This is a genomic window from Streptomyces sp. T12 (genome assembly GCF_028736035.1).
Lineage (GTDB): Bacteria > Actinomycetota > Actinomycetes > Streptomycetales > Streptomycetaceae > Streptomyces.
This window is the reverse complement of record NZ_CP117866.1, coordinates 709,605-730,145: the sequence shown is the minus strand read 5'-3', so window position 1 is coordinate 730,145 and position 20,541 is coordinate 709,605. Positions and strand designations below refer to the sequence as shown.

The following is a 20,541-nucleotide window of genomic DNA, read 5'->3' as shown; positions in this document are numbered from 1 at the left end:
AAGGGCCCACCAACCTCGGTGGGTCAACGACAACGGCCGTGAGAGAGCCGGAGGGGCGCGCCGGTGTCGAGACGGCTGGGGGTACCCCCTCTGGGGGAGCGCGGAGGCCCGAAGGGCTGAGCACGATCGCCGTCTCGACACCGGCTTGGGCGCCCCGCAGGCGAACGAACCACCAGAGGTGTCACCGCCCGGTCAGCCGACAACGGCCGACCGGGCGGGAGCGTGTTCGGGCCTGTGCAGGTCGACCCGCGACCCGACCTCCGCGAATCGGTGCGCGGCCTTCTCCACGGTCGTGCGCCGCAGCGGACGCGCGACCGCGGCCAGAGCGGCCGAGGGCGTCGGAAGCGTGAACCACACGACCTTCCCGGCGTCCCCGTCCGGCCGCACGCCCCAGCTTTCGCTGACCGCGGCCACCATCGCGAGGCCGCGCCCGCAGGTGGCGAGCGTGTCGATGCCCTCGCCATCTGCCACGACCGGCAGACGCGGGTCGTGGTCGCGCACCGAGACCGTCAGCCGGTCGAGCAGCAGCTCGATCTCGACGGTGCACGTCTTGTCCGGCTGGGCGTGCTGGTGGACGTTGGTCAACAGCTCGGTCACACCGAGCGCGGCGCGGTCTATCAAGGGATCCAGATGCCAGTAGCGCAACTGCGCCGATACGATTCTGCGGACCTGGCCGATCCGCGACGGCAGGGCTTGGAGCTCCACCGCGCAGTGCCTGCTTGGGTAACTGATCACGGCTGCGACTCCCCGACTGAAGAGGTCCGGAAGAACACGGAGTACGGATCCAGCAGGGTGCTTGAAGGAAACGGCCGCCTGCTGTCGTGGCCGGCGGGCTGGTTCGCAGCGTTATCGCCGGTAAACCCAGAGTGACGTGAGACCAGAGTGACGCAGGGGGTGCGGTACCGCAACTCGCGGTGACTCAGCCCTTACGTCCGGCAGCCTTCCGTACGGCCTCTATGAACCGGCGCGCGGCGGGGGGACCCGGCTCCCCCGGGGCGGGGTCGTGATCGCCCAGAGTCAGTGAGTAGCGCTTGCCGTTGAGGTCCGCCAGCGCCCGGTCTTCCGGCGAGAACCAGGGCTTGGACGCCCGTACCGCTTGCACGGGTGCGCTGTCGATCTCGCTGCCGTAGCTGGTGAGCAGCTGCACCCTGCCGTCGCTGATCCGTACCTGCCCGGCCCGGGTCAGCGAGCGCAGCCGCTTCCCGATCCGCACGCCCGTGGCCCTGAACTCCGGCTCCGCCATGCCCCGCCCCCTTAGTGCGCGTCGGTGTGCCGGCTCGTCCTGTGCGGGCGCGGCCGGCCCTGGTCGTGATCCAGTGTGCCCCCCGTTCGGGACCGCCGTCCCGCCCGGTGCAGTCTGCCCCTGTCCCGTGTCGAGCACCAGTACGCACGTCATGCCTGACCGGGGGCGCTCGGAGCACTCGCGTGAATGCGCCCCCACAGGCGCCGTGAGGCCACTGGCCCAGGGGTGCCTTTGAGACTCTCAAAGATGTGTTTATGCAGGTGAGAAGCGTGCGGAAGATGTTTATGCTCGAAGCGACGGCCACGCGAGTCGCCGTGGCCGAACAGCACGAGGAGCAGCGCCGTGAGCACCATCCAGAAGACCCTGTCCGGCGTGACCCTCGACGTCGACCACAGCGACGCCGCCTACCGCGTCTGGCTGAAAGAAGCCGTGCGCAAGGTCCAGGCCGACGCCAACCGCTCGGCCGACACGCACCTGCTGCGCTTCCCGCTGCCGGAGCAGTGGGGCATCGACCTGTACCTGAAGGACGAGTCGACGCACCCGACCGGCAGCCTCAAGCACCGCCTCGCCCGTTCGCTCTTCCTCTATGGCCTCTGCAATGGCTGGATCCGGCCGGGCCGCCCCGTGATCGAGGCGTCCAGCGGCTCGACGGCCGTCTCCGAGGCGTACTTCGCGAAGCTGATCGGCGTGCCCTTCATCGCGGTCATGCCGCGCACGACGAGCGCCGAGAAGTGTCGCCTGATCGAGTTCCACGGCGGCCGGTGCCACTTCGTGGACGACTCGCGCAAGATGTACGAGGAGTCCGCCCGCCTCGCGGTGGAGACCGGCGGCCACTACATGGACCAGTTCACCTACGCCGAGCGGGCCACGGACTGGCGCGGCAACAACAACATCGCCGAATCCATCTTCCGCCAGCTGGAGTTGGAGCGGTTCCCGGAGCCCGCGTGGATCGTCGCCACGGCCGGCACCGGCGGCACCTCTGCGACCCTCGCCCGGTACGTCCACTACATGCAGCACGACACCCGCATCTGTGTCGCCGATCCGGAGAACTCGTGTTTCTTCGAGGGCTGGACCAGTGGCGATCCGGACGTCACCTGCGGCCGCGGCTCCCGCATCGAGGGCATCGGCCGGCCGCGCATGGAGCCGAGCTTCGTGCCCGGCGCCATCGACCGGATGATGAAGGTGCCGGACGCGGCGAGCGTCGCCGCCGTACGGGCCCTGGAGCAGGGCATCGGACGCAAGGCGGGCGGCTCGACGGGCACCGGCCTGTGGAGCGCGCTGAAGATCGTCGCGGAGATGGTGGCCGAGGGACGGAAGGGGAGCGTGGTGACGCTGCTGTGCGACCCGGGGGAGCGGTACCTCGACAAGTACTACTCGGACGCCTGGCTGGCCGAGCAGGGCCTGGACATCGCACCGTACTCGGCGGCCATCGAACAGCTGCTGGCCACCGGCGTCTGGCCCGAGTGACGGCGTAGGCCAGGTGACCGGCGAAGCCTAGGGCGCCGCGGACGCCAGCCGCCGGTCCAGCCCGGTCACCGCGTCCCGGAACGCCCGGCCCAGGCCGGCCCGCGCGAGGCCGAAGGCGAACCTGAAGGGCGCCGTGCCGTCCACCGCGAACGTCCACTGCACCCGCGTGCCCGTCCCGGCCGGGGCGAGCCGCCACTCCTCGACCATGGTCCGCGCCCCCGGTGCGTTGGTGACGTCGACGCGGTAGGCGTACACCTCGGGGCTCTTCGCCACGAGGATCGTCTCCTCGAAACGCGTACCGCCCCTGAGCCGGACCTCGCGCCGGGCTCCGTCGTCGAGCGGCCGGGCCAGCGTCACCGCCGAGAACCATTCGGTCCAGCCCGGCACGTCCTCGGCCAGCGCGCGGTAGACCGCCTCCGGGGGAGCGGTGATCTCCCGCGCGAAGACATGCCGTACGGGCGCGGACTCGACGAAGTCGAGTCCCACCTCACGCAGCAGATGAGCCATGGACGAAAACCCCCTATGCCGACGCTGCACCGGGCAGCGTCACCATAGCTGGCGCCCCGTCAGATGTCTGCATCTCGAGATGCCGTCGGCCTCAGAGGTCCGCACCTTCATCGGGCTCGCCCGCCACCACCAGCCGCCGCAGATGCTCCGCGATCTCCGAGCGTGCCTCGGTCTCGAGACCGGCGTCCGTGACCAGCGTGTCGACCTGCTCCAGCGCCGCGAACGAACTCAGCCCCACCACACCCCACTTGGTGTGGTCGGCGACCACCACGACCCGGCGCGCCGACTGCACCAGACGCCGGTTGGTCTCGGCCTCCGCGAGGTTCGGCGTGGACAGGCCGGCCTCGACCGATATCCCGTGCACCCCGAGGAACAGCACGTCGAAATGGAGCGCCGCGATCGCCTGGTCGGCCACCGGGCCTACCAGCGAGTCGGACGGCGTGCGCACCCCGCCGGTCAGTACGACCGTGGCCGCGCCCTGCCGGGGGCCCGACGTGCGCTGCGCGGCGTGGAAGACGTCGGCCACCCGCACCGAGTTCGTGACCACCGTGAGGTCGGGCACGTCGACCAGCTGGTGCGCCAGCGCGTACGTCGTCGTACCGCCCGACAGCGCGATCGCGCTGCCCGGCGCGACCAGCTCGGCCGCCGCCCGCGCGATGTCCTCCTTGGCCGTCAGCTCCAGACCCGACTTGGCCTCGAAGCCCGGCTCGTGCGTGCTCGCCTCGACCACCGGGACCGCACCGCCGTGCACCTTCTCCAGCACGCCCTGCCGGGCCAGCGCGTCGAGATCGCGCCGCACCGTCATGTCCGACACGCCGAGCTTTCGCGTCAGCTCGTTGACGCGTACCCCGCCTCTGCGCCGTACCTCGTCCAGGATCAGGGCGCGCCGCTGCTCCGCGAGGAGGTTCTGATTCTCGCTCACGTACGCTCCGGTCCTTTCGCCTCTGCCGTCCGTCATGCCCTGCGCACCCACTCTGATGAGGACATTCTCGCCCCTCCCGGTGCGCGGGACGTCCCATACTCGCATGGGTCGGTACCGGTCGCGCCACTGGCTGTCACGACGCGCGCATGTCACTTCGGCATCGTCCGTTCCTCCGTTCTTCACGTGGATCGGGGAGATTCCGTGACGAGAGGTGTAAGGAACCCCCTCCGGGGAGATCCTTGTGCCCGCACAGACAGAAGCCGACGGCTTGTCACGGGGGAAGTGCGAACAGTGGAACATGCGCAAGAGCGTGCCGCGAGAAACGGAGCGGACACGGCGACGGACGGTCCCGTCCCGGGGCCCGAGGGCGCCAGGATCGCCCTGGAACTCCTGGTCCACGGTGTCGGCGGCACCACACCGCAGGACATGCTCGACGATCCGCGCACCGTGCGGATCACCGGCGACGACACGGCCGCGGTCTTCCGGCGGGCCGAGGACGTCGACGCCGAGAAAAGACCGGACGACTACCGGGGCAAACCGGTCCCCGAGGCATACGTCTGGTGCAACCTCACCTCAGGAAACAGCGCACGCGCCCTGTGGCTGCTGTTACTGCCGTTCATGGTGGTCAACCTCGCCCACTGGATGCGCCCCACCGCACGGGACCGCGACCGTACGGTGCGCCTCTACGGCCTCCTCGTGCGGCTCGCGGGACTGACGCTGACGGTGCTGCTGGTCGCGGCCGCGTGCGAGGTCGCCCTGGACCTCGCGGCCTGGCAGTGCGCGGGCACGCGCGCGTGCGCCGAGCGACACAGCTGGCTGGGCTTCCTGTCGCCCGTCGTCTCGGACGGCGGCTGGTGGAGCCGCCCGGGCCGCAGGCTCGCCCTCGCCGCCGTGGTGCCGGCCGCGCTGACCGGCCTGCTGTGGTACCTCTCCCGCCGCACCTGGAGCGCGTACGAGTCCCAGCAGCCGATGTCCCGCGAGCCCGAGCCCGACGAGGAGTCCGGCCGCACCTCCCTGGGCCGCCCCGGCTTCTGGTACGGCCGTCGCCTGGTCGCCCGGCTGCGCGCCGCGCACACCGCCGCGGGCCTGCTGACGGTCGCCGCCGCGGTCGGCTCGGCGGCGGCGCGCTTCGACCGCAGGACCGGTGGACCCGCGCTCCTCGACACACTGGGGTGGCTGCTGGAAGCGGCGATCGTCGCCGGGGCGGCCGTCGTGGTGGGGGTGGTCTGCCGCCGGGGCCGCAGCGAGAACCGCCTCGACCAGGAACTCGACGAGCATCTCGTACGACGCCTGCCGCTGGCCTCCCTCTTCCTGCTGGCGCTCGCCCTGGTGTACGCCGGATGGGAGCGGCCGGGCTGGCAGTCGGCGGGCCGCCTCCCGGGCGACCCCACCTTCGGCGCCATCGCCTTCCTCCAGGGCCTGCTCGTCATCGTCCTCGCCGTCGTCGCCCACGTCCTGCACCGCACCCGGCCCGACCCGCGCGCCGCGATGCGGGGCCTGGGCGGACCGGCCGTGGCGATGCTGGCCTGCGCCCTCGGCGGCGTGATGTCCGGCGGGGTGTCCCAGCGGGTGGCCGACTGGCTGGACGGCACGGGTACGTCGATCGTCGGCCCGCCGGTCCTGCTGACCTGGCAGGCGTCCGTCATCCCACCGCTGCTGTTCCTCCTGCTGCTGCTCTGCGGCTGGCTGGCACGGCGGGCCTGGCAGCTGCGCCGCACCGAACTGGGCACGGTGGCGCACGACTACGCCGGGGAGCCCCAGGACACGGCACGCACCCGCCGTATCGCGAGCACGCGCGCGATGGCCACGCTCACCGACCGCGCCCCCCTCGTAGTCGCTGTCACCTCCACCGCGACGCTGCTCCTGGGCGCCGGAGCCCTGGTCGGCGCCCTGACGACCGACGCGACACCGAGTGCGGCCGCCGACGAGGCGTACGCCTTCGTCCACGGCGCCGCCGAGACGGCGCAGGCGCTGGGCTCCTGGCTGATCGGCGTGGGCTTCATACTCTTCGTCACCTGGGGCAGGCGCGCCTACAAGGACGCCTCCGCGCGGCGCACCATCGGCATCCTGTGGGACGTCGGCACCTTCTGGCCGCGCGCCGCCCACCCCTTCGCGCCGCCCTGCTACGCCGAACGCGCGGTGCCCGACCTGACCTGGCGGATGGCGACCTGGACACGCGCCGAGGACGGCCGCCGCCTCGTCATCTCCGGGCACTCCCAGGGCAGCGTGCTCGCGGCCGCGGCGGCCTGGCAGCTGACACCGGCCGACCGCAAGCGGGTCGCGCTCCTGACCTACGGCTCGCCGCTGGAACGCCTCTACGGCCGCTGGTTCCCGGCCCACTTCGGCCCTGCCGCGCTCGGTTCCCTGCATGCCGAGGTCGACTGCTGGCGCAACCTGTACCGGCTCACCGACCCCATCGGCGGCCCGGTCCGCCTGCCCGGCGACTGCGGCCCCGCGGTGGACCGCGAGGCCCTCAAGGACCCCCTGGCGTACGGCCGTACACCCGAACACCCTTTGCCCGCCCCCATCCTCGGCCACAGCGACTACCAGGCGGACCCGGCCTTCGCGGAAGAACGGGAGCGACTGCTGGCCCGGCTGCGTCCGGAGGTGCCGGCGCAACGGCCGGGGGCCGTGCCCGAGGGCTGATCCCCCCCCCGGCCGGGAGAGAGCCGGCCGACTGTAGAGGGCGCGTCACACGCTCGGCGGCGAAGGAGGGCACCAGAAGGCGAGGTCTTCCCGCAGGAGCGGCGGGCGTCGGCGGGCGTCGGCCGCGTTCCGTGCTGAGGGCTGCGCAGCGCGGACGTGGTCGGCCCGCACCTGGCCGGAACCTGGGCCCGTGGCGCTGCCCGCCCGCGCTTCGCCGCCCTGCTGCCGGGCCTGCCCGGCCCGACCGCCGCACTCAACGCGGTTCCGGCAGATCCTCCGCGTACAGCAGGGTCAGGTCGTCCGTGCTCGGCTCGTCGAGCTGGGCGACCCGGCCCGCGTGTCGCTCCACCATCGCCTCGAAGGTCTGGCGTGCCGTACGGCCGTTGCCGAACGCCGGGCCCTTGGGGATCGCCGTGAAGTACTTCAGCAGGGCCTCGGCGAGGCCAGGGCCGAGCCGGTACTCGTGCTCCTCGGCCTGCTGCTCCACGATCCGCAGCAGCTCGTCGGGGCCGTAGTCGCTGAAGGTGATGGTCCGTGAGAAGCGGGACGCCACACCGGGGTTGACCGAGAGGAAGCGCTCCATCTCGGCCGTGTAGCCGGCCACGATCACCACGACCGCGTCGCGGTGGTCCTCCATCAGCTTCACCAGCGTGTCGATGGCCTCCTTGCCGAAGTCCCGGCCCGAGTCCTCCGGCGACAGCGCGTACGCCTCGTCGATGAACAGCACACCGCCGCGCGCCTTGTCGAAGGCCTCTTGCGTGCGGATCGCCGTGGAGCCGATGTGCTCGCCGACCAGGTCGACGCGGGACACCTCGACCAGGTGGCCCTTCTCCAGGACGCCGAGGGAGGCGAGGATCTCGCCGTAGAGCCGGGCGACCGTCGTCTTGCCGGTGCCGGGGGAGCCGGTGAAGACCAGGTGCCGCTTGACCGACGCGGCCTTGAGGCCCGCCTGCTGGCGGCGCCGGCCCACCTCGATCATGTCGGTGAGGGCACGCACCTCGCGCTTGACGCTCTCCAGGCCCACCAGCGCGTCCAGTTCACCGAGGACGTCCTTGGAGGTCCGCGCCGGCTTCTCGGGCTGCGAGGCGGCGACGAGCGGCTCCTGCTCGGTCGTGCGCTGGCCGGGGATCGCGCCCAGCAGGCCGGGGGACTGGCGCACGGTCTGTACAGCGGGCTCCGGTGCCGACGGCGGCTGCCTCAGGCCCGCGCTCTCGTCGCTGGTGCAGTCCTCCACGTCGGGTCCCACCCCGGAGGCGGCGTCCGGGCCGCCGTCCGCGAACTCGTACCCGCCACGCGCGCACCGCTCCGTACGGCACTTCTTCAGCGTCGTACGGCAGCCGTCGATCACATGGAAGCCGTATCCGGCGCTGCCCCTCACCCGGCAGTTCAGGAAGGTGCCGCGGCCGCCCGCCGAGACGTAGAACCCGGCCTCGGCCGGCGAGTCGACGGTGCAGCGCTCGATGGTGGGGTCGGCCCCCTTGGTGACGATCACGCCCGTCTGGGTGCCGTCCAGGGTGCAGTTGTTGAGCGTGCCGCCGCTGCCGTGGTCCCGGAACCAGGCGCCCGTCGCCGCGTCCCGGATACGGCAGTCGTCGAGCTGGGCGGTGGCGCCGTCGCTCACCGACACGGCTGTGTTGCGCACTTGGGACAGGTCGCTGTCGACGACGTCCGCGCGCGAACCGCGGTCGAGGACGAACAGGGCGTCCGGCACGTCGTGCACCCGGCAGGAGTCCAGTACCGCGGTGGCGCCGTCGCTGACCCACACCGCCGGATAGTCGCCCGTGCTGTCGAAGATCTCGCACTGGTTGGCGTCCACACGCGTGCCCGGATCCCACACCGACAGGCCGTTGCGCCCGAACTGACGCACCGTCGTGCGGGTCAGGGTCAGCACCGAGCGGGAACGCAGGTCGACCGCGTTCTCCGGGATGTCGTGGATACGGCAGTCGGCCAGCGTCAGCACGGCGTCCGTGTCGAGGGTGACGCCGTCGGCGGTCGTGCGGTGCACATCGCAGTCGGTGAGATGCGCGGTGGCCCGACCGGTGATCTGGACGCCGGAGCCCCGCACCTCGTAGACCTCGCAACCCACCGCTTCCAGCGCGGAGTTCTCCCCCGTAGCCGTCAGACCCGAGCCCGAGGCGTGGTGGACCCGGCAGCGCTCCAGGCGAGGGTGCGCGCCGCCGCGTACGGCGATGCCCGCCTGGCCTGCCGCGACGACCTCGCACTCCTCGAACACCCCGCCCCCGCCGTCGAGTACGGCGATGCCGATGCCCGCGGGGTTGTCGACGGTGCAGCGCCGCACGGTCGGGCGGGCGCCGCCGCGCACCTCGATCCCGGCCGCGGACCGCGTGACCACCCGGACGTCCGACAGCTCCGGGGCGCCCTCCTCGACGAGCAGCGCGGGCGCCGCCGCGTCCTGGCCCTCCACATGCAGGTCCTGGACCACTGCCGAGGCGCGCACCGTCAGCGGGACACCGTCCACGGGCGCGATACGCACCGAGCCGGGGGAGCCCTCGGGGCCGCGCAGGGTCACCGCCCGCTGGACGACGAGGTTCTCCCGGTAGGTTCCGGGCGCGACGGTGAGGACGTCACCGTCGGCCGCGGCCTCCAGGGCGGCCGCGAGCGATGCGTACTCACCCGTGCGGCGCCGCCACCGCGATGTGCCGGTGTGCGTCACCTGGACCGTGCCCTGTGCCATGGCGTTGATGTGCCCCCACCTCGAAGTACGCGGGTTTCGCTGCCGAAGAGTTCGGCCGGTCCACCGTAGCGTGCGCGCGGGCGGTGGGTTGACCAGAGCCGGAAGGCCGTCAACTGCCGGTGCCGGTCCGGCCCCAGTCCGGACCCGCCTTGTCCCATGCCTGGTCCCAACGCGCGTACCGGCGACGGACCATGCGCCAGACGACCATCCGTCTGCTGCCCTCGACCAGGCCGGCGGCCAGCAGGGCCGCGCCGAACCCGGCGAGCACGGCGTGCGTCGCCGCAGTCGCGGAGTCCAACGGGCGGGCGACTGGGCGGCCCTGCCGGTCCGTCCATATCGTGAAGCGGTCGCCGGGCTCTGGGGTGTCGAGGCTCGCCATGACCGAACCCTGGTGCCGGCTACCGTCCGGTGCGGTCCAGTCGGCCACGACCCTGGTCCGCAGGTCCCGCCCGGTGGTGGCCTCGGGGTCCGTGTCCAGCGAAGAGCCTTCCGCCTTGCGGACCACGGTCGCCGTCACCAGGTGCCGGGACGCGCGCTGCTCGCGGACGGACTTCTGCAGAACGCCCTGGGCGGTGCCGCCGACCAGGGCTCCGACGAAGGGCGTGACGACCAGGATCAGCAGCAGGGCCCCGAGGGCGACCCAGGCCTCGGCCAGGTCGGTCGCACGGCGCAGCGGATTGTGCCGCCAGCGCCAGAGTCCGCTGATCGCCCGCATCGCCGCACACCCCCTTCTCGCTCCGTGATAACCCCTCACCGAGCCGTTCACGCGCGGACCCCGCCGAAGAGAGAGCGAAATCACCTGAGTTCGGGGCCTCTCATGAACTTCTCACGAAAAGCCCAACGCGCGGGCACCCGGCCTCGGTTCCCGCGCACGGCCGCTCCGCGAGATCTTCCTCAGTCGAGGATCGTGACCGGGTCACCGACCCGGATCGTGCCGCGGGACAGGGGTACCAGGTTCTGGCCGAACACCAGCTTGCCGTCCAGCCGGCGGTGTCGGCCAAGGGTGTGCAGGGGCTCCCTGCCGCGCTCGGCGGTGGCCTGGTCGGTGGTGGTCACCACGCACCGCCCGCACTTCTTGGGAACACGGAAGGTCACCTCGCCGATGGCGATGCGCGACCAGTCGTCCTCGGCCCAGGCAGCGGTGCCCGACACGACCACGTTCGGCCGGAAACGGTTCATGGGCAGGGGGCCCTCTTGCGCGTGATCACCCTGCGCGATGAGGGAGTTGAGAGCATCGAGGGATGCCGTCGTGGTGAGCAGCAGCGGGTATCCGTCGGCGAAGCTGACCGTCTCGCCCGGCAGGGCGTACTCCGGATCGACGGGCCGGCGCGTGCCGGGGTCGTCCATGAACGCCAGGCGCACATCGGCGCCGAGATAGGCGCTGCACCAGGCATGCGCGGTGTCGTCCTCGGCGAGGACCGCCTCGACCTTGTCGCGGAAGATCTCCACCGGCACCGTGCCGACCGTCCGCGGCACGGGCACGGTCAGCGGGTCCGTGCCGGGCGCGGACAACCGGACGCCGCCGCCGGGCAGCAGCTCGGCGGCGGCCAGCGCGAGGCGCGGTTGCTGGCGCTGCGTAACGACCTTTCCCCCGTCGTCGATCAGCACCCAGCGTCGGTCTCCGGCCAGCCCCCAGGGCTCCACGACGGCCTCCCGGGGCGCTGTGCCCCGGAACGCCTTGACCGGATGAACGTGAACCGACTGCAGCTGTGCGTGCCCCATGCGGCCATCGTGCCAGGTGGCGCCGACAGCCCGGGGGACGGGTCAGTAGCCGCGGTACTGCTGGTTGTTGTACGGGTCCTGGTAAGGAGCTGCGGCGGGGCGGGGAGCCGCGGGGCGCATCGCCTCGTAGCCGGTGCCACCGGGCGCCACCGGCCGAGGCTGCTGAGCCTGCGGACCCGGATAACCACGCGGCGCGGCCGCCTGCTGCGGGATGTACGCCGCGGGCGCCTGCTGTAGCGGAGCGGGCTGCTGTGCCTGCGGATATCCGTACCCGTAGGAGGGCTGGGACGGGGCCGCCGGGAGGGCGGGCAGCGCGGACGGCAGCGCGGGCAGATTGCCGCCCGGCATGTCGTACGCGGCCGGGACCCGGATCGGGGCGATCTGCGGGGTGCCCCGCTCGGCCACGAGTGAGTCGTAGATCGGAGTGTCCGGGAAGGAGGCGGAGTAGTAGCCGCCGCCATAGGTGGAGCGGGGGGAGGTCATGGCGCATACGTTAAGCCCACGATGTGCTGGTTGGGGAGACCGATAAGAGGGTTGTTTTATGTGTCCGCGGTGACGCCGGATCCCCAATGCGAGCGAACTTGGCAAAAAGGGACGCCAATCAGCGCTCGGATCGTGTAAATGCCGAGTTCCGGGCGGGTTACCGGGGGTTGGCCTCCGGTGTTCCTGTGGCCCTCATGGGAGTTCGTTGTCGCGGGGAATAGGTTGGCCCTGTAAAGAACCCAGTGAGCTGCCGGGACGTGGCCTGGCGCGGTGACCCGTGATGGGGGCGGACATGTCAATGCCGAAAGGATCGAATGCTCCGGTGCCGACGACGGCACTGCGGGTCGAATTGGGCTGGCGCTCCGGACCGGGCGTGCCCGACGCGGACGCCTCGGCGCTGTTGCTCGTCGGCGGAAAAGTGCGCTCCGACGGTGACTTCGTCTTCTACAACCAGCCGGTGCACTCCTCCGACGCCGTCCGGCACGAGGGCAAGCGGGACGCCGGCGGCCGGGTGACCGACAGCCTGCTCGTCGACCTCGCGCGCGTGGAGCCCGCGATCGAGACCGTCATCCTCGCCGCCTCCGCGGACGGCGGTGCGTTCGGCCAAGTTCCGGACCTCTACATCGAGGTCAAGGACGCCGCCCAGGGCACCGTCGTCGCCCGTTTCGACAGCACGGGCGCCACCGTGGAAACCGCTTTCGTGCTCGGCGAGTTCTACCGTCGCCAGGGTGCCTGGAAATTCCGCGCCGTCGGCCAGGGCTACAGCAGCGGCCTCGAGGGCCTCGCCACCGATTACGGCATCACGGTCGACGAACCCCAGCACGCGGCACCCGCTCCGGCCCCCGTGGCCCCGCCGGTCGCACCCCCGGCTGCCACGCCGCCACCCGTGGCGCCTGCGGTGACCATGGCGCCGCCCGCCATGCCGCCGGTCCCCCCGCCAGTGCCCCAGGCGCCGCCGGTCAGCCTGAGCAAGGTGACGCTCACCAAGGCTTCCCCCTCCGTCTCGCTGACCAAGCAGGGCGGCACCTCGGGCGCCCTGCGCGTGAATCTCAACTGGCAGGTGCGCAAGCAGTTCTCGGGCTGGGCGAGCAAGCTGGGCCGCCCGGTCGCCATGCACAACGACCTCGACCTCGACCTGTGCGCCCTGTACGAGCTCACCGACGGCAGGAAGGGAGTGATCCAGTCCCTCGGCAACGCTTTCGGTGCTCTGCACCAGCCCCCGTACATCCTCCTCGACGGCGATGACCGCACCGGCGCCGTGGCCAGTGGCGAGAACCTCACCGTCAACCTCGACCACCAGCAGTCCTTCCGGCGCATCCTGGTCTTCGTGACCATCTATGAAGGGGCGCGCTCCTTCGCCGACCTGAACGCCACGGTCACCCTCACGCCGCAGCACGGCGCGCCGATCGACTTCTCGCTCGACGAGTGCACGGTCCCCTCCACGGTGTGCGCACTCGCCCTGATCACCAACACCGGCAGCGACCTGGTCGTCCAGCGCGAGGCCCGCTACCTGGTGCCCGAGCGCGGGGTGAGCCCGCAGCGCACGGTCGACTACGCGTACGCGTGGGGCATGAACTGGACGCCCGGCCGCAAGTAGTCAGCCCTCGTCGGGCACCGCGTCCGGACGCGTGTAGGTGCGGCCCTTCCAGGCCGCGCCGCGCCCTCTGTAGTGCTGCACCGCGGAATCGACCGTCATGAGCAGATAGAGGAACGCGGTGAAGGGCAGCAGGGGAGCGAGCCACAGAGGCAGGCGGTAGTAGCGGAGCATCGGGACGTACGTACCCGTCATCACCAGCCAGGCGAGACCGCCGATGACCGCCGTCGCCGTATCCCCGCCGACCAGACCCGCGACCAGGGCCACGGGCGGCACCAGGTAGACCAGCGCGAGCCCGGCGACCGTTCCGGCCAGCACCAGCGGGTTGTGTCGCAACTGTGCGTACGCGCTGCGCGAGACCATCCGCCACAGGTCGCTCAGCCGTGGATACGGGCGCACGCTGTCCACCCGCTCGGCCAGCCCCAGCCAGATGTGGCCACCGCCGCCCTTGACGGCCCGCGCGAGGGCCACGTCGTCGATGACGGCGTGCCGGATGGCGTCCGGAATCCGCGCCCGCTCGGCGGCCTCGGCACGCAGCAGGACGCAGCCACCCGCCGCGGCCGCCGTCCGAGCCCCCTGCTTACCGATCCGGCGGAACGGATACAGCTGCGCGAAGAAGTACACGAAGGCCGGCACGACCAGCCGCTCCCACAGGCTCTCCACCCGCAGCCGGGCCATCTGCGAGACGACGTCGAAGCCCCCGGTGCGCGCCGCCGCGACCAGCTCCCGCAGACTGTCGGGCGCATGTGCGATGTCGGCGTCCGTCAGCAGCAGGTACTCGGGATCACGCGCGCGTGCCAGGCCGATGCCGTGCCGCACCGCCCACAGCTTGCCGGTCCAGCCCGCGGGCGGCTCGCCGGGGGAGTCCACGGTCAGCGACAGTCCGCCGTGCCGCCGCGCGAGCTCGCGCGCCAGCTCCCCGGTGCCGTCCGAACTGCCGTCGTCGATCAGGAAGATCTCCGCGCGCCCCGGGTAGTCCTGGGCCAGCAGCGACGGCAGGCTCGCGGGAAGTACCGCGGCCTCGTCGCGTGCCGGTACGACGACGCAGACCGACGGCCACTGCTCCGGTTGCGTCCGCCGCGGAAGTCTGACGTCCGTACGCCAGAAGAAGCCTTGGCAGAGCAGCAGCCACAGCCAGGCGGCGAGTGATCCGGCGGCAGTCCACGCGATGGCGCTCACGCGCGCAGTCTGCCCCACCCAAGGGGCCCGCAAGGGCCCATCGTCTATCGTGGCCGGGTGAAGATCGCGCTGATGGACTCCGGAATTGGCTTGCTCGCGGCCACCGCCGCGGTACGGCGGTTGCGACCCGACGCACATCTCGTGCTCTCCCTCGACCCCGACGGCATGCCCTGGGGCCCACGGACCACTGAGGACCTCACGCAGCGCGCGGTGGCCGTCGCGGATGCCGCCGCCGCGCACCGGCCAGATGCCTTGATCATCGGCTGCAACACCGCGACCGTGCACGCTCTGCCCACCCTGCGCGCCCGCCTCGAACCCGACATACCGGTCATCGGCACGGTCCCGGCGATCAAGCCGGCCGCGGCCGGTGGCGGTCCCTTCGCGATCTGGGCCACGCCCGCCACGACCGGCAGCCCCTATCAGCGGGGCCTCATCGAGGACTTCGCCGGCGGCGTGGCCGTCACCGAGGTGCCGTGCTTCGGGCTGGCCGAGGCGGTCGAGCACGCGGACGAGACGGCTATCGAGGCCGCCGTCGCCGCGGCCGCCTCCCTGACCCCCAAGGACGTGACGACCGTCGTCCTGGGCTGCACGCACTACGAACTCGTCGCCGAGCGCATCCGCACCGCCGTCCAGCGCCCCGGCTTTCCGCCGCTCGTCCTGCACGGCTCCGCCGGCGCGGTCGCGGCCCAGGCGCTGCGCCGGCTCGGCGAGCAGCCGGCCCCCGGGGCCGAGGCGAACGGCACCCTGACGGTGTTGCTGAGCGGCCGCGAGGGCGCGCTGCCCGAGCCCGCTCTCGCCTACGAGGAAGGCCGTCTCCTGCAGGAGATCAGCCCCGCGCGGTAACCGACGGTCACGAAACGGACGGCATCGGTCCGTCCGAGCATCGGTCGGCGTAGTCACCCTCCGCAGCGCGGTACCAGCGCAGCGAAACCTGAGTAACCTCATAGGCATGAGGGACCACCCCCACAGCGCGCAGCCGCACCCCGATGTCTGGACCGGGCGGGCGACCAACCGGGTCCAGTGGCTGCTGGCGCTCGTCGGTGCCGCCTGTATGGCGCTCGGGATCGAGCTGGCCGTCGACTCACCGTGGACGGACGGCGTCGCCCCGCTCGTGATGGCCGTCGTAGGCTGCATCGCGGCCGGGCTGCTGGTCCTCTTCGGCACCCTGGCGTTCGTGCATGTCGCCCTGAGGGTCGACCAGGAGTGCCTCGAGGTGCGCTGCGGCCACATCGGTGTGCCGCGCCGCCGCATTCCGCTGTCCGAGGTCGCGGGCGCCGACTTCGTCGCGCACGTCACCCCGCGTCACTGGGGTGGCTGGGGCTACCGGTGGCGGCCCGAGAAGGGCACCGCGGTCGTCGTACGGCGTGGTGAGGGCTTGGTGCTGCGGTTGTGGGACGGCCATTCGTTCACGATCACCGTGGACGACGCGGAGGCCGCCGTACTGGTGATCAGGGACCGCCTGCGGACGCGGGCACCCGGCACCGCGCACTGAATCAAGGGCCCGGTCGCCACCGTGGGGGAGGGGACTCGGAGTCACGTGTGTGGGCCGCCCCCGCCCCCTTCGCCGCCCACCGCGTCATGGGGTCAGCCGATCGCCACGCGCGTGTACGTCGATCTCGCGCTCCTGCGATCCGTGAGCGACCGGACGTGCCGTGGCCAGCCCCGCCAGCAGGCCCGCGCCCACGGACACCGCGGTGAAGCTGAGCGCGTTGCCGACCGTGGCGATGGCTGCCAGCGCCGTCAGGGCCGCACCCGCGGTGAGTGCGACCGGGGTGGAGCGCGTGCTGCGCCACAGCGCGAACAGCATCCAGCAGAAGGCCGCCGCCAGGAGGATGACGCCGACCACTCCCTGTTCCGCCGCCTGCTGCAGGGGTGCCGAGTGCGGCTTGCCGTCGGACAGAAGCGTCCCGGTGGCCGTCGTACTGAGTTCCCCGAAGCGTCCCGGGCCTACGCCCACGGCGGGTTCCTGGCCCGCCAGGTGCAGGGCGTCGTGCCACAGCTGGATCCGGTGCCGCGTCAGCTGACCCTCGAGCCAGTCGACGAGTCCGCCGGGCACCGCATGCCCGGCGACCGCCCAGGTCAGACCGGTGACCGAGGCCGCGCCCAGGGCCAGCCCCGCGATGCCCATGCCGCGATGGCGGATGCGACCGGCGGCGAGCGAGCACAGCACGACAGCGGAACAGGTGACGAAGCCCGAGGTCGAGCCGAGGGCGCCGGCGGTCACCGCGATTCCTGCGGCCAGCGCGCGCAGACCCAGTCGCAGGGCCGGTGCCGAGGTGGCCCAGGCGGCGCAGCACGCGGCGCCGGCGCAGAGGGTCAGTACGGCGGCTGTGGCACCGGCGTGGCCCAGCGGGGCGACGATCTGCGGACCGGGGGCGAGGTGCGGTACGGCCAGCGTCAGGCCCACTCCGGCCAGTGCTCCGGCGCAGGGCGCGGCGACCGGCAGCAGCGCTCCGCCGATCCGCCCCGCGGCATAACCGGCGGCGACGGCGAGGATCGCGAGCAGCACACCCTCGGGGCGGCCCGCGTGCACGGCGGCCGAGATCAGCGACCACGCCGCGCATGCCCCCAGCACGACCACGCCCGCCGCATCAGAAACGTTTCGTCTGTCGCCGTCCTCATCCGGACCTGCCGCAGACGTCATCCCCGTGACATCCACCCCGCCCCCCCGAAACCCGGTCCCCCGACCTGTGACGGGCCCCGCCGTCCGGACCTGACCTGACCTGCCGGTACGACTGGGCTCCGGCATACCGTAACGGCTGATGGGCGATTTGTGGACGTGTCGTGCAGGAACGATGCGTCGCTTGAGTGCCGCGGGGCCGGCGACGGCGCCGGGCACTGGGACGGCCGGCCGACGGCCCCGCCGCGTCGCCCCGCGAGGGGACCGCGCTCGCAGTGGACCTTGCCGTGGACCCGACGGACGCATGCGCCCACGTGGGAGCCCTGCCCCCACCGGACCGCGCTGTCGGCGCCGACGTCAACCGCCGTACACTCCCGGAGTGACCGTCACCGCAACTTCCGTGGGCGAGTCGGACCAGCTGCAGCCGCAGATCGCGCCCGCCTCGCGCGCGGCACGGCTCGTGCGCCTGGTTCCGGCCCTCGCCGCGGCGCTCTCCGGAGTGCTGCTCTACGTCAGCTTCCCGCCACGCACCCTGTGGTGGCTGGCCCTGCCGGCCTTCGCCGTTTTCGGCTGGGTGCTGCGCGGCCGCAGTTGGAAGGCGGGCCTTGGCCTCGGCTATCTCTTCGGCCTCGGCTTTCTGCTGCCGCTGCTGGTGTGGACCGGGGTGGAGGTCGGCCCCGGCCCCTGGCTCGCGCTGGTCGCGATCGAGGCGGTCTTCGTCGCGCTGGTGGGCGCGGGAGTCGCCGCGGTGTCCAAGCTGCCGGGCTGGCCGGTGTGGGCGGCGGCGCTGTGGATCGCCGGAGAAGCGGCACGCGCGCGTGCGCCGTTCAACGGCTTCCCCTGGGGCAAGATCGCATTCGGCCAGGCCGACGGCGTCTTCCTGCCGCTCGCCGCGGTGGGCGGCACCCCGGTGCTCGGCTTCGCGGTCGTTCTCTGCGGCTTCGGTCTCTACGAGGTGGTACGCCTCGCTGTCGAGGCGCGGCGCACGCGGGCCGTACGGCGGTCCGCTGCCGCGGTCGCCCTGCTGAGCGTGGCCGTGCCGGTGGTGGCCGCTGTGGCCGCACGGCCGCTGGTCAGTGACAAGGCCGAGAACGGCACCGCGACCGTCGCGGTCATCCAGGGCAATGTGCCGCGCGCCGGACTGGACTTCAACTCCCAACGGCGAGCCGTACTCGACTACCACGCGCGTGAGACCGAGCGCCTGGCCGCCGAGGTCAAGGCGGGCAAGGTCGCGCAGCCCGACTTCGTGCTGTGGCCCGAGAACTCCTCCGACATCGACCCCTTCGCCAACGCCGACGCGCGCGCCGTCATCGACACGGCCGCCAAGGCGATCGGCGTGCCCATCTCCGTCGGCGGCGTCGTCGAGCGGGACGGCAAGCTGCTCAACGAGCAGATCCTGTGGGACCCGGCCAAGGGCCCCGTCGACACGTACGACAAGCGGCAGATCCAGCCCTTCGGCGAGTACCTGCCCCTGCGTTCGCTCGTCGGGGCGATCAACGAGAACTGGACCTCGATGGTCCGCCAGGACTTCAGCCGGGGCAGCGAACCGGGTGTGTTCACCATGGACGGTGCCAAGGTCGGCCTCGTCACCTGCTACGAGGCGGCCTTCGACTGGACCGTGCGTTCCGAGGTCACCGACGGCGCGCAGATGATCTCCGTGCCGAGCAACAACGCGACCTTCGACCGCAGCGAGATGACCTACCAGCAGCTCGCCATGTCCCGCGTCCGCGCCGTAGAGCACAGCCGCACCGTCACCGTCCCGGTGACCAGCGGCGTCAGCGCGATCATCATGCCGGACGGGACGATCACGCAGAGGACGGGCATGTTCGTGGCCGACTCGCTGGTCCAGAAGGTGCCGCTGCGCTCCAGCGAGACGCCCGCCACGCGGCTCGGCATCCTGCCGGAGATCGCCCTCGTGCTGGTCGCCGTCGGCGGCCTCGGCTGGGCGATCGGCGCAGGGATGCGCGTGCGACGCACCGCTGACGTGTAGCCGTACGCCGGTCGAACGCCCCCGGAAACCGCCGGGGGCGCCGCCACCGGCCCATTAGGGTCGGAGCCATGGCTACTCCTGACTTCATTCGTACGATCCGGGCCTCCGCCGGTCACCAACTGCTGTGGCTCCCCGGGGTCAGCGCCGTCGTCTTCGACGACGAGGGGCGGGTCCTGCTGGGGCAGCGCGCGGACAACGGCAAGTGGACAGTGATCAACGGCATCCCGGACCCGGGCGAGCAGCCTGCGGCCGCCGCCGTGCGGGAGGTGTACGAGGAGACGGGCGTCCGGTGTGTCGCCGAGCGAATCGTCCTGGTCAGGTCGGGTAATGAGGTCACCTATCCCAACGGCGACACGTGCCAGTTCATGGACGTCACCTTCCGCTGTCGAGCCGTCGGTGGCGAGGCACGGGTGAACGACGATGAATCGCTGCAGGTCGGCTGGTTCGAGGTGGACGCGCTGCCCGTGATGGACGAACGTCAGCTGTTCCGGATCAAGCAGGCACTGTCCGATGAACCCACGTGGTTCGAGCCTATGAGTTCGGACTGAAGTATGGGTTGTGACCATATGTGGCCTGGCGAGGGTGCTGCCTAGGGTCGTGCCATGACCCCGCCCAGCACCCTGCCGGCTCACGGCCCTTCCCTGCCTTCGCTCGACTTCGGTGGCCGCACCGCCCTCGTCACAGGCGCGGCCGGTGGCATCGGCCGCGCCTGTGCGCTGCGGTTGGCGGCCGCAGGGGCCAAGGTGAGAGCGGTAGACCGGGACGCCGCGGGCCTGGAGGCGCTTGCCGAGCGGGCGCGAGGCCTCGCCGGCGCTGTTGAACCCCACATCCTCGACCTCACGGACCTGGACGCCGCCGAGCTCGCCGCCGCAGGCACCGACATCCTCGTCAACAACGCCGGGCTGCAACTGGTGCGCCCCATCGAGGAGTTCCCGGCCGACGTCTTCCACACGGTGCTCACCGTGATGCTGGAGGCGCCGTTCCGGCTCATCCGTGGTGCCCTGCCACATATGTACGGGCAGGGTTGGGGCCGGATCGTCAATGTGTCCTCGGTCCATGGGCTGCGCGCCTCGGCCTTCAAGTCCGCCTATGTGGCCGCCAAACACGGTCTGGAGGGACTCTCCAAGACCGCTGCCCTGGAGGGCGCACCCCACGGCGTCACCTCGAACTGTGTGAACCCCGCCTATGTGCGCACCCCACTGGTCGAGAAGCAGATCGCCGACCAGGCCCGGGCGCACGGTATCCCCGAGGAGCGGGTGCTGTCCGAGGTGCTGCTGCAGGACAGCGCGGTCAAGCGGCTCATCGAACCGGAGGAGGTCGCGGAAGCCGTGGCGTACCTGTGCAGCCCGCAGGCGTCCTTCGTGACCGGCACGTCGCTCGTACTTGACGGTGGCTGGACCGCGCACTGAGCGGGCCGGCGCCGGTGGAATTCCGAGTTATCCACAGGGCTGACGGGACGGCGGTGCGATGAGC

The 20,541-nt window shown here is 71.8% G+C and carries 18 protein-coding genes; 8 read left to right on the top strand and 10 right to left on the bottom strand.

Annotated features, from left to right (window positions below; genetic code table 11):
- Window positions 1-192: 192 nt before the first annotated feature.
- Together PBV52_RS03265 and PBV52_RS03260 are read right to left on the bottom strand one after the other, a co-directional pair.
- Window positions 193-735 (bottom strand): ATP-binding protein, encoded by a 543-nt coding sequence (locus PBV52_RS03265; RefSeq protein WP_274236730.1) that lies wholly within the window; start codon window positions 733-735, stop codon window positions 193-195.
- A gap of 184 nt (window positions 736-919) precedes the next feature.
- Entirely contained in the window at window positions 920-1,243 is a 324-nt protein-coding gene (locus PBV52_RS03260) for a hypothetical protein (RefSeq protein WP_274236729.1), read from the bottom strand.
- A 342-nt stretch (window positions 1,244-1,585) separates the two neighbouring features.
- On the opposite strand from PBV52_RS03260, the gene PBV52_RS03255 reads away from it, so the two are divergent.
- A complete protein-coding gene (locus PBV52_RS03255) occupies window positions 1,586-2,710 on the top strand; it encodes a PLP-dependent cysteine synthase family protein (RefSeq protein ID WP_274236728.1) in 1,125 nt (374 codons plus the stop codon).
- Window positions 2,711-2,737: 27 nt separating this feature from the next.
- On the opposite strand, the gene PBV52_RS03250 is transcribed toward PBV52_RS03255, so the two are convergent.
- Complete coding sequence (locus PBV52_RS03250; RefSeq protein WP_274236727.1) at window positions 2,738-3,217, bottom strand: SRPBCC family protein; 480 nt, start codon at window positions 3,215-3,217, stop codon at window positions 2,738-2,740.
- Window positions 3,218-3,308: 91 nt separating this feature from the next.
- Entirely contained in the window at window positions 3,309-4,139 is an 831-nt protein-coding gene (locus PBV52_RS03245; protein ID WP_274236726.1) for a DeoR/GlpR family DNA-binding transcription regulator, read from the bottom strand.
- A gap of 291 nt (window positions 4,140-4,430) precedes the next feature.
- Between PBV52_RS03245 and PBV52_RS03240 the strand changes: the two genes are divergently transcribed.
- The gene (locus tag PBV52_RS03240; protein ID WP_373921818.1) at window positions 4,431-6,785 is read left to right on the top strand and encodes a hypothetical protein; all 2,355 of its coding nucleotides are present in this window, start codon (window positions 4,431-4,433) and stop codon (window positions 6,783-6,785) included.
- Between the two features lie 253 nt (window positions 6,786-7,038).
- Here the strand turns inward: PBV52_RS03240 and PBV52_RS03235 are convergent, their stop codons facing one another.
- The 4 genes from PBV52_RS03235 to PBV52_RS03220 form a co-directional block, all read right to left on the bottom strand.
- The gene (locus PBV52_RS03235) at window positions 7,039-9,480 is read right to left on the bottom strand and encodes a right-handed parallel beta-helix repeat-containing protein (RefSeq protein WP_274236725.1); all 2,442 of its coding nucleotides are present in this window, start codon (window positions 9,478-9,480) and stop codon (window positions 7,039-7,041) included.
- A gap of 109 nt (window positions 9,481-9,589) precedes the next feature.
- Window positions 9,590-10,195 carry a hypothetical protein gene (locus PBV52_RS03230; protein ID WP_274236724.1) on the bottom strand — a complete coding sequence of 202 codons (606 nt, stop codon included), beginning with the start codon at window positions 10,193-10,195 and terminating at the stop codon, window positions 9,590-9,592.
- Between the two features lie 179 nt (window positions 10,196-10,374).
- Window positions 10,375-11,202 (bottom strand): MOSC domain-containing protein, encoded by an 828-nt coding sequence (locus PBV52_RS03225; RefSeq protein ID WP_274236723.1) that lies wholly within the window; start codon window positions 11,200-11,202, stop codon window positions 10,375-10,377.
- Window positions 11,203-11,244: 42 nt separating this feature from the next.
- Window positions 11,245-11,685 carry a DUF6643 family protein gene (locus PBV52_RS03220; protein WP_274236722.1) on the bottom strand — a complete coding sequence of 147 codons (441 nt, stop codon included), beginning with the start codon at window positions 11,683-11,685 and terminating at the stop codon, window positions 11,245-11,247.
- Between the two features lie 298 nt (window positions 11,686-11,983).
- Between PBV52_RS03220 and PBV52_RS03215 the strand changes: the two genes are divergently transcribed.
- Complete coding sequence (locus PBV52_RS03215; RefSeq protein WP_274249246.1) at window positions 11,984-13,282, top strand: TerD family protein; 1,299 nt, start codon at window positions 11,984-11,986, stop codon at window positions 13,280-13,282.
- Here PBV52_RS03215 and PBV52_RS03210 read toward each other — a convergent pair whose 3' ends face one another.
- Window positions 13,283-14,458 carry a glycosyltransferase gene (locus PBV52_RS03210; RefSeq protein ID WP_274236721.1) on the bottom strand — a complete coding sequence of 392 codons (1,176 nt, stop codon included), beginning with the start codon at window positions 14,456-14,458 and terminating at the stop codon, window positions 13,283-13,285. It lies immediately after the preceding gene.
- Window positions 14,459-14,515: 57 nt separating this feature from the next.
- Here PBV52_RS03210 and PBV52_RS03205 point away from each other — a divergent pair, with 57 nt between their 5' ends.
- A complete protein-coding gene (locus PBV52_RS03205) occupies window positions 14,516-15,301 on the top strand; it encodes a glutamate racemase (RefSeq protein ID WP_274236720.1) in 786 nt (261 codons plus the stop codon).
- Window positions 15,302-15,407: 106 nt separating this feature from the next.
- Entirely contained in the window at window positions 15,408-15,950 is a 543-nt protein-coding gene (locus PBV52_RS03200) for a hypothetical protein (protein WP_274236719.1), read from the top strand.
- A gap of 84 nt (window positions 15,951-16,034) precedes the next feature.
- Here the strand turns inward: PBV52_RS03200 and PBV52_RS03195 are convergent, their stop codons facing one another.
- Window positions 16,035-17,102 carry an O-antigen ligase gene (locus tag PBV52_RS03195; RefSeq protein WP_274236718.1) on the bottom strand — a complete coding sequence of 356 codons (1,068 nt, stop codon included), beginning with the start codon at window positions 17,100-17,102 and terminating at the stop codon, window positions 16,035-16,037.
- Between the two features lie 355 nt (window positions 17,103-17,457).
- Here PBV52_RS03195 and lnt point away from each other — a divergent pair, with 355 nt between their 5' ends.
- The 3 genes from lnt (at window position 17,458) to PBV52_RS03180 (ending at window position 20,477) form a co-directional block, all read left to right on the top strand.
- A complete protein-coding gene (gene lnt, locus PBV52_RS03190) occupies window positions 17,458-19,068 on the top strand; it encodes an apolipoprotein N-acyltransferase (protein ID WP_274236717.1) in 1,611 nt (536 codons plus the stop codon).
- A gap of 68 nt (window positions 19,069-19,136) precedes the next feature.
- Window positions 19,137-19,616, top strand: a complete 480-nt coding sequence (locus tag PBV52_RS03185; RefSeq protein WP_274236716.1) for an NUDIX domain-containing protein — start codon at window positions 19,137-19,139, stop codon at window positions 19,614-19,616.
- A 54-nt stretch (window positions 19,617-19,670) separates the two neighbouring features.
- Window positions 19,671-20,477: a 3-hydroxybutyrate dehydrogenase gene (locus tag PBV52_RS03180; protein ID WP_274236715.1), complete on the top strand. Its 807-nt coding sequence runs from the start codon at window positions 19,671-19,673 to the stop codon at window positions 20,475-20,477.
- The last annotated feature ends 64 nt before the right edge of the window (window positions 20,478-20,541 follow it).

Coding starts and splice junctions, on each gene's coding strand:
- PBV52_RS03260 (WP_274236729.1), bottom strand. CDS start 1,243: ATGGCGGAGCCGGAGTTCAGGGCCACGGGCGTGCGGATCGGGAAGCGG.
- PBV52_RS03250 (WP_274236727.1), bottom strand. CDS start 3,217: ATGGCTCATCTGCTGCGTGAGGTGGGACTCGACTTCGTCGAGTCCGCG.
- PBV52_RS03235 (WP_274236725.1), bottom strand. CDS start 9,480: ATGGCACAGGGCACGGTCCAGGTGACGCACACCGGCACATCGCGGTGG.
- PBV52_RS03230 (WP_274236724.1), bottom strand. CDS start 10,195: ATGCGGGCGATCAGCGGACTCTGGCGCTGGCGGCACAATCCGCTGCGC.
- PBV52_RS03225 (WP_274236723.1), bottom strand. CDS start 11,202: ATGGGGCACGCACAGCTGCAGTCGGTTCACGTTCATCCGGTCAAGGCG.
- PBV52_RS03220 (WP_274236722.1), bottom strand. CDS start 11,685: ATGACCTCCCCCCGCTCCACCTATGGCGGCGGCTACTACTCCGCCTCC.
- PBV52_RS03215 (WP_274249246.1), top strand. CDS start 11,984: ATGCCGAAAGGATCGAATGCTCCGGTGCCGACGACGGCACTGCGGGTC.
- PBV52_RS03200 (WP_274236719.1), top strand. CDS start 15,408: ATGAGGGACCACCCCCACAGCGCGCAGCCGCACCCCGATGTCTGGACC.
- PBV52_RS03195 (WP_274236718.1), bottom strand. CDS start 17,102: ATGACGTCTGCGGCAGGTCCGGATGAGGACGGCGACAGACGAAACGTT.
- PBV52_RS03185 (WP_274236716.1), top strand. CDS start 19,137: ATGGCTACTCCTGACTTCATTCGTACGATCCGGGCCTCCGCCGGTCAC.
- PBV52_RS03180 (WP_274236715.1), top strand. CDS start 19,671: ATGACCCCGCCCAGCACCCTGCCGGCTCACGGCCCTTCCCTGCCTTCG.